The 7,699-nt window shown below is 40.9% G+C and carries 10 protein-coding genes and 1 pseudogene; 10 read left to right on the top strand and 1 reads right to left on the bottom strand.

What is annotated here, in order from left to right:
* Positions 1-131: 131 nt before the first annotated feature.
* A complete protein-coding gene (locus tag LC605_RS29670; protein ID WP_229551017.1) occupies positions 132-752 on the bottom strand; it encodes a tyrosine-type recombinase/integrase in 621 nt (206 codons plus the stop codon).
* Positions 753-979: 227 nt separating this feature from the next.
* Here LC605_RS29670 and LC605_RS29665 point away from each other — a divergent pair, with 227 nt between their 5' ends.
* From LC605_RS29665 to LC605_RS29620, 10 genes and pseudogenes are all read left to right on the top strand, one after another.
* The gene (locus LC605_RS29665) at positions 980-1,309 is read left to right on the top strand and encodes a hypothetical protein (protein WP_229551016.1); all 330 of its coding nucleotides are present in this window, start codon (positions 980-982) and stop codon (positions 1,307-1,309) included.
* A gap of 1 nt (position 1,310) precedes the next feature.
* On the top strand, positions 1,311-1,658 hold the full coding sequence (locus LC605_RS29660) for a hypothetical protein (protein ID WP_229551015.1): 348 nt from the start codon (positions 1,311-1,313) through the stop codon (positions 1,656-1,658).
* Complete coding sequence (locus tag LC605_RS29655; protein ID WP_229551014.1) at positions 1,645-2,196, top strand: hypothetical protein; 552 nt, start codon at positions 1,645-1,647, stop codon at positions 2,194-2,196. The genes LC605_RS29660 and LC605_RS29655 overlap by 14 nt, the downstream gene beginning before the upstream one ends.
* Positions 2,193-2,774, top strand: a complete 582-nt coding sequence (locus tag LC605_RS29650; RefSeq protein ID WP_229551013.1) for a hypothetical protein — start codon at positions 2,193-2,195, stop codon at positions 2,772-2,774. The genes LC605_RS29655 and LC605_RS29650 overlap by 4 nt, the downstream gene beginning before the upstream one ends.
* Positions 2,767-5,241, top strand: a complete 2,475-nt coding sequence (locus LC605_RS29645) for a collagen-like protein (protein WP_229551012.1) — start codon at positions 2,767-2,769, stop codon at positions 5,239-5,241. The genes LC605_RS29650 and LC605_RS29645 overlap by 8 nt, the downstream gene beginning before the upstream one ends.
* The gene (locus tag LC605_RS29640; RefSeq protein ID WP_229551011.1) at positions 5,234-5,869 is read left to right on the top strand and encodes a hypothetical protein; all 636 of its coding nucleotides are present in this window, start codon (positions 5,234-5,236) and stop codon (positions 5,867-5,869) included. Before LC605_RS29645 ends, LC605_RS29640 begins: the two co-directional genes overlap by 8 nt.
* Positions 5,870-5,981: 112 nt before the next feature.
* The gene (locus LC605_RS29635) at positions 5,982-6,473 is read left to right on the top strand and encodes a hypothetical protein (RefSeq protein ID WP_229551010.1); all 492 of its coding nucleotides are present in this window, start codon (positions 5,982-5,984) and stop codon (positions 6,471-6,473) included.
* A 58-nt stretch (positions 6,474-6,531) separates the two neighbouring features.
* On the top strand, positions 6,532-6,948 hold the full coding sequence (locus LC605_RS29630) for a hypothetical protein (protein ID WP_229551009.1): 417 nt from the start codon (positions 6,532-6,534) through the stop codon (positions 6,946-6,948).
* Between the two features lie 25 nt (positions 6,949-6,973).
* On the top strand, positions 6,974-7,453 hold the full coding sequence (locus LC605_RS29625; protein WP_229551008.1) for a hypothetical protein: 480 nt from the start codon (positions 6,974-6,976) through the stop codon (positions 7,451-7,453).
* A gap of 5 nt (positions 7,454-7,458) precedes the next feature.
* Positions 7,459-7,699, top strand: a pseudogene (locus LC605_RS29620) (hypothetical protein); the annotation flags it as partial.

Here is a 7,699-nt window from a genome sequence, read left to right as displayed (position 1 = left end):
TCGCTCGACTTCATCCCATGCCTGATTAGCGAGATTCTCCAGTGCCATAGCCAAAATCAGGGGATGGTCATAAACGCCTTCCTGCAAGCGCTCAAAGAATATCTCGATTTGCAAGAATAGGAGATTGGGATTCATAGAGTTGCGATCGCGCCCTTAACATCATCCTCGCTGACCTCGATGTAGCGCGAAAGTACTTTTAAATCGGTGTGTCCAGTAATTTTTTTAATAGTGGCCAAGTTGATGCCATTCTTTGCCAGATTGGTGATGAAAGTGCGGCGGGTGGAATGCGTTGAGATACCTTTACCTGACAATCCAGTCCTGTCAACCGCAGCGCGTAGAATGTTGTCAGCCCATCGCAGGGTTATGGACTTATCGCTCGTCCTGCAAGGAAATAACCACTCTATACCTGAGTCCGGCTTGTATGAAAGCAATATTTCTGCCAAAACTGGATGCACTGGGACTTGTCGATTTGCTCTTTTAGACTTGGGCTTGTCGCCAGCTTTTTGGAGTTGGTCTGAAGCTTTGGGTTTAGCTTTGCGAGTTCTGGCTCTGAAATTTATGTATTCCCTTGGTGTGCCATCATCGTTGTAAACATCAGTAACTTTAAGTTGGACTAAAGCACCCCACCGCTCACCGGTATACCATGCAATATCAAAAAGCAACTTATATTTGCGGCTTCTGATCTTGTTGCGAATTTTCGAGTAATCCGCATTTGTGAGAATAGCCGCTTGCCCTTCCCTATGGTTTTTCATTCGACCTATTTTCTCTTGGATTATTGTTCCGGTTTAACCATTGCATCTGGTAAAACCGGAACATTTCGTATTTTAGCTAATGGCTAAATCTGGCTCAATCCTATTAGCAGCAGGGCTGAGACGACATCAGTAAATGTTCTTGTTTTACATAAAACTGGAACATTTACTTATTTTTGAATAAGCCATACAACGGATTTATTCACTTCATTAAAGAATCCGATTTATTTATGCCAGAGCCTACCTTGCAACAGGTATTTGGAGCCAATGCAACTCAGACTGCAACCACAATCACAATTACCAAAGCGGATTTACCAGGTTTGACACCATCATCTACAAATAGGGCTGAAAGTTTGCTAACTGCGATTTTGCTCAAAGCCCAAGACGGCTTACCTCAATCGACCTTCGACACAAACATAGATCAGAGTATCTACATTGTGTCGGGCTTTCCAGGTTTTGCCTTTAGAGGCGCCAATAACGACTCATATCGAGTTGACCAATTAACGGTCAATCTAGCGAAACCAGATACTTCTGCAACAATTGACCCTGACGATTACTAATATGCAATTATTTTCGCTTAATCAATTATTTGGTCAGGGAGCTTTTCAGGATACGAACATTTTAGTTATCCAAAAAGCTTCATTGCTCAAGTTGACACCTCATGTCACTAATAAAGCTTCAGCATTATTAGCGGCAATATTAATTACTGCTTTAGAAAATTTCCAAGGAATAATCGTAGATTCAAATAATCAGCCGATTACAGATTCAGACAATCAGCCGATTACTTATGATAATTCTGAAGCTTTTGAATGTCTGCAAATGATTGGATGGAAGCCTTTTAGATTTTTTAGAAACAATCAGCCGTTTATCAACCACCAAATTATTTTTACCGGATATGCCCCAAATTAAAGACATTGCAATTACTAAGGCTATTGCTTCGGATTCTGATTTGCTACCAATGCAATCTCCCTCTGGGGAAACTTATATTATCACAAAAGCTAATTTGCTTAAAGGTTTATCTAGCGAAAGTGGGAGTATATCAAAAACAGCGAAATTTTGGAGAGTTAGAAATCTGGTGCAACCCTCTGGTACTGATCGACAATGGATAGTGAGAGAATTTGGTTTATTAGATTCTGCTCAAATAGCTTTAGCTCCCTCTATTTTTTCTGCTAGTAAATATATTGCTTCTGCCTATAAAGCAGCAGACAATAACACTACTACTTGGTGGGATGGGAGCGGTCAAGATGGTATCAACCAGTGGTTAGGTTATGAATTTGTTAATCCTGTCACCCCCGTATATATAAAGCTGTGGAATTTAAATTTGTATGGCAACGTTCCACCAACTTTATTTTCTTTAGATTCCAGTTTAAATAATAGCGAGTGGAACTCTGTATTTACATTCCCTCTGACTACAACTGATACGCCTAATTTATTAGCAATTCCATGACTGTTTACTGTGCAGACAAAACAAAGGCTACAATACTTTTTGAACGGGTCGATGGCACTAAAGGACAATTAATTATTAATTCTCCTCCTGTTGAAATTATCTGCCTTCCGGCTAATAATCAAGGTAAATATATTTTTACTTTAGCAACTTCCGGCAGTAATTATGACTGTTCTGGTGATCATAGTTATAGGTTTGGTGGTGATAGGATAGCTGACTCTTACCAGGTTGGCAATTTAATTCCTGTTTCTAGTAGTTCTCAATGCCCAGGTAGAGAATTAACTTTTTATCCAAGTGGTCAAATTGATATCATTCATCCTACTCAGTACAGAATTACCCAAAGAGACAACCCTAATTACCATCCTACTGAAGGCATCGAAGTAAAAGATAAAACGGGCAAGACAATATTTAAAGAGCTTGGGATTAAATGTAATTGCATCGTGAATTGTGAAGAAGACTGTTCGGAAGGTTTTTGTAAATGTCCTTCACCTACATACCCAGGTTATTGTTGCTTGGATTGTGCTTCTACAGCCGCAAGTATTCGAGCTATTACAAATGAATTGAGGGCGAAAAATGGCTGATACTTGTAGCAGTTTGGCAGCGGAAATTGCGGCATTAAGGGCTGAAATTGCCAAAATCCCGCGTGTAGATGAAAACAGAATCGTACAAACAACGCGTTCAGCACTACAGCCGGATATCACAACAGCAGTTGCAGCTGGTGGAGCGGTAATAGTTAATAAGTTACAGCCGCAGATCAGTAACTCCCTTGAGCAGGTGAAAATAGCATTAGAAAAAGCTTTTAAAGCAGATGGAACCGCAACCAGCGCCAAAGGAACTGCTGATTACAGCGCACAAGAGGCGATCGCCGCTAAACGCAAAGCGGAAGCGGCAGAAGCGAAAGCCAATCAAGCAAAGTACGTTGCTGATACAGCTGAAGCCACAGGACGCGGTGCAACACGTGATGCTGGTGAAGCGAAAGTCGTGGGTAATAATGCTTTTGATAAAGCTAAATTCGCGTCACAAAAGGCGGCACTGCTTGAGGCACAAGCGGCAAGAGCGGCTGCAAAAGCCCAAAGTGCTGGGGATATAGCACAACAGGCATTGAGGGAGTCCGGTCTAGCAAAAGGATTGGCTAATCAGGCACAACGTACGGCAGGTAAAGCAGTGTCGGATGCAGCAAGTGCAGCAAGTAAAGCGATTAATGCAGCGAATGAAATCAGTGGATTAAAGGGAGTAGTGAACGGCATTAAAGACCGTATCGGTCAATTGGGTAGCGCGATAACTAAGGTAGAGGGTATGGCAGGTAGTGCCCTAACAAAGGCGGGTAAAGCACTCGGACTAAGTGAACAAGCGATCGCATCCGTAGGACGATTAGCGGGGCGAGTATTTGAACTTTTCAACATCGTTGCAACGATTTTTACCCTACTAGAACAAATTGCTGTACTCGAAACACTTGGCGCTCGGATTGATGCTGTTGAGAATGCAGTGCAAGCACTTGGTGCTGATGTTTCTCGAATTTTAGGTAAGTTACTGGGATTACAAAATCGTATTGGGCGCAATGAAGCAGCAATTTCAGAAGTCCGGGCGATCGCAATCGATGCTAAAGGCATTGGCGAGGCGGCAAACCTAAAAGCTGGTGCGGCACAAGTTACAGCAGCCCGTGCCCAAGGTGCGGCGGATACTGCAATCAATAATGCAAAAAATGCTCAAACGACCGCAGATGGTGCTGTACGCAATGCAAAACTTGCCAACGATAACGCTACAACTGCCTACAACACGGCACTCAAGGCTGACACCAAGGCGGGTGCAGCACAACAATCAGCCAATGAAAGCAAGAGCATCGCAGAACAGGCTAAAGGCTTGGCAGGCCAAGCACTTGGCAAGGCGGGAGAAGCTTTAGGAGTGGCATTAACTGCGATCGCGCTAGTGCAAACTGTACGAGCGCTCAGAGGATTGAAAGGCGACCCCGGTATACCAGGGAGAAATGGCGCACCCGGCAGAGATGGGGTGACAACAGTAGTGCAAATTCCTGGTGTACCAGGTAGAGACGGTAGACCAGGTAGGGATGGAATCAACGGCGTACCCGGTAGACCAGGTAGGGATGGAATCAACGGCGTACCCGGTACACCAGGCAGGGATGGAATCAACGGCGCACCAGGGAGAAACGGAGTAGATGCAGTGCCATATAACGACGCAGGATTAAGAGCTTTTATTGCAGGACAACACGCAGGAACAAGAGCAAATAGTAATGCTTTACATACCTCTACAACAGCCAATGTAAATGCAACAACCATAGCAGGAACGGCGGCGACAACAGGCGCGATTGCTTCTTTTAGAGCCGCCTTCGTAACTCAATGGACGACTTATTTAGCACGATTTAATGGCTTTGCTAGATGGTTAAGGTTAGATAGAGTTTTAAATGTTCTAATTTGGGCTAATACCCTTCACAATGCTTATATGTTATCTTCAAGTTTAGGACAGACTTTGTTTAGTGTTGTTGATAATATTGCTGGCATCTTTTTGTCTGATGATGAAGGAAGTAGCTTTTCAGCAAGTGAAGTTTTAGGAAATACAATTGATAGTGCTGCTAAAAGTTTATTTGGTGTTGAAACTTGGGAAGGGATAAAAACTACTTGGAAGAAATATAATAGAATTTATCAAGCAGCCGCCAATACTCTCAATACGCTGTCTTCACTATTTAATTCTGTTTATAGTATCTTCCAAGTAATTGGAAATCGAATTAGTAGAATTGGTAACGCCTTGCGTTGGGCGGGTGCAATCGCCGATGATGCTTACAGTTGGATGAATGAAAATAACAACTTTAGCAATCCGGTTATTGTTAAGCTCACCGAGCTAAATGAAGCAGCAGACAGCCTTGATACGGTATCAGGAGAGGTACTAAATGTTAAAGTTCAAGGGAAGCAATTAAAAGATGATAAAGCAGAATTTGATAAAGCTATTAAAGATTTAGAGGTAAAGGAAACCAAAAAAGAATCAGATGCCAGAGACAAAATAAAAACACCAGAAGCAACATTAGCCGATGTCTAACAGATATGATTGGAGCAAATTCCAAAAGTTAATTCGACGCGTACATAATTTGTATGTAAATAGCGACATCAAAAAAGAAACTAAAAAAACTAAAAAATCACTATTAGAATATGCGCTAATTGATACTAAGGATACAGCATTTTTGGTGATTACCAAACAGATATACTACTGGTTTACACTAGGGTATATTCAAAATAGAATTAATGCTTTAGCTGTTGTTCCTGAATGGTGGGCTGTTCGTAAAGGTGCGGATCGCCCTCAATTAGTAATCCTATTCAAAAGTGAAGGAAACAAAAGTAATTATTATACATTGCATATTCCTCACTACGATGGTCGCAAATCTTCTACTTGCCCTATTAGTACTTATACAAAAGGTAATTATCGGGGATGTTTGACATTAAGAGACAACTCAAAGTTTATTTGTTATGCCTCTTCTGAAAGGGAAGCGGAATCAGTTATTAATGATGCAAAAAAACATATAATAGAAAAGTTTTTGCTAGGTTCTACTATTACCATTGGGACTACTCAAAAGAAAAACTTCAAAACCGATAAAGTCAAGCCAGTTTCGGGCAAATTTTTCTCTAGCGGGTCACTGAAATCTAATCCAGATTGGATCGTGTATTACTAAAAAGCAAGCTTAGATATAGTATATCGAAGTAGGGTATGACCGTATTTTTACAGTAACACTGGCTGATATCGTGTGTTATTTCTGGAACAGTCGTACGGAGCATAAAAAATACATGAGTACCTTTAACAATGGTGGCGGGACTCTTAAATCCAGCACCAAACCAGCAGCATTTCTAGAAATTGCTCACTTAATTAATGAAGCTGAAAGAGCAGCATCTACAGTTGATGTAACCCTTGATAACGTCACTATTAATTATGATACTGGTGCAAGAACTGCTACTATTGACGCTACTTTACCAGTAGGAAGTACGATTAATTCCTCTGGACAAATTGTAATTTCTGCTAGCAATTACTTGGGTGGTTCAGTATTTAATCCAGGTACTGGCGGTGAAATAAAAGCTAGCAGCTTTCCATCGGCATTTTTAGAAATGGCGCAGTTTTTAGCAGCTTCTGAACAAGCAGTAACTCCAGCGCCTCCCAACAATATTACAATTGCCATTGATTTGGAAGCGCTAACCACTACAATCAGCGCTACATTACCCGTGGTTCCGACACTTGATAGTGCAGGTAAACCAGTATTTACAGCTACTGATTACTTGCCGTAAGGATTGCTTAAAGTCAGCAATCCTTTAAACAAGTAAATTAATAAACTAAGGAAGAATTATGGCTACTAAGAAAAGAGGCCCTACTAAAGGGGCACGAGTTTTGATTGAGCTACCTTTTGGAGAAGAAAAAGCTCCAGCAGGCAAAAAGCCAGGAAAAAACAAATATGTTCGCGTTAAGCAAGGCATAGCGCAGGAACTTGGCTTTAAGCCTGTAACTGTAATGCCTACTCGCATGGTCAAAGGAGTCAAAAGAGTAGTAAATATAGGTAGCTATCGGCGAGAATCAGTTACTTTAATCTTTGATAAGCCTAAAAATATTAAAGGCAGCACCGGAACCTATGCAACCGTAAATTTACCTTTGGGTAGTGGATGCACGATTACTGATGCTGTTGAATATTTTCAAAAAAGCGGGAAAGGAATCGTTGGATTACGCACCTCAAATGGTCAGGTCTACCGATGGGATTTTGAAAAATAAAGAGCAATAAATTACATAGCTAAAAATGCCTTTAAAATTATCTCCTGTGAATTGGCAAATGGTTAGGGAAAGAACTATTAGGGCAAAAGCATTTCCAGGTTCCCCTAAAAGATATCAGCCCTTAGAACCACTTGCTTTTAGAGTAGATAGCCCGCTATGTATTGCGCTTCTTAGCAACTCTCAAGCTAAATATAATTGGTGGTTAGCAGGGCGATGTCAGGCTTATGCCTATTCAGGTGCTTTTGTGAGCCGCCAATTACTTGGCTTAGAGCAATGGACTATTGGACTTGATAGGGCAATATTCTTAGATTTTAGAAAGTATACTCTTAACCAAAATCAATATGCTTTAGAATTTACGTTTCCGCACTGGCATACACAAATGAATATTAAAGTTTGGAAATATACTAGTCCATTGTCATCAGTGCTTTCACCAGAAATCGAAATTCTTAGAGATGCAATTAATGTACCTCTTGAAAGAATTGAATCTAAAATTGATGCTCTTTAAATTAAATGACTACCACGAAGTCGGGAATAGCTGTTCATCCAAATAATCAACCTACATTCAATATTACTCTAGAATCAACTGGGATCTTTCTGGGAATTCTAGTAAGCTTTTCGGCTTTGCTGGGTGGGATTATAAAAGCAATTACTAAGTTTAATTCAATAGATAATAACCTGCGGGATTTGAGGGAAGACTTTAATACTCACGTTAATGCTGAGGGGCATAACGAAATCTTGAAACAAGTCAAAA

The sequence above is a fragment of the Nostoc sp. CHAB 5836 genome, assembly GCF_020829445.1.
Classification (GTDB): domain Bacteria; phylum Cyanobacteriota; class Cyanobacteriia; order Cyanobacteriales; family Nostocaceae; genus Nostoc.
This window is presented reverse-complemented; position numbering and strand designations above follow the sequence as displayed.